Genomic DNA, 405 nt, shown 5'->3' with positions numbered 1-405 from the left:
GGCTTCCGCAAGCGGGGTGCCGGAGATCGGGATAAGCATGTTGCTCGGAACGCTTTGCGGATGCTCCGGCAGATTGGCCAGCGTGACCAGCATGTCGATCCGGTCCAGCGGCTCTTCGCCCATGCCGACAATGCCGCCGCTGCAGACCTTGATGCCGGATTGGCGGACAAGCTCGAGCGTATCGAGCCGGTCGGCAAAGCTGCGCGTGCTGATGATCTCGCTGTAGTAGCGTTCCGACGTATCGATGTTGTGGTTGTAATAGTCGAGACCTACCTGTTTCAGACGAACGGTCTGATCAAGATCGAGCATGCCGAGCGTCATGCAGGTCTCCATGCCCAGCGCTTTCACGCCCTCGACCATGGCGACGACCGCATCCATGTCGCGCGCCTTGGGGTTTCGCCAGGC

At 61.0% G+C, this 405-nt stretch carries 1 protein-coding gene; it reads right to left on the bottom strand.

Features of this window, described 5'->3' with window-relative positions:
- A partial coding sequence (locus EN993_RS36775; protein ID WP_127266297.1) for a radical SAM protein occupies positions 1-405 on the bottom strand: 405 nt, incomplete at both ends.

It is taken from the genome of Mesorhizobium sp. M7D.F.Ca.US.004.01.2.1 (genome assembly GCF_003997785.1).
Taxonomy (GTDB): Bacteria; Pseudomonadota; Alphaproteobacteria; order Rhizobiales; family Rhizobiaceae; genus Mesorhizobium; species Mesorhizobium loti.
Note: the sequence above shows the minus strand (reverse complement) of the source record. Positions and strands in the feature narration are given on the sequence as shown.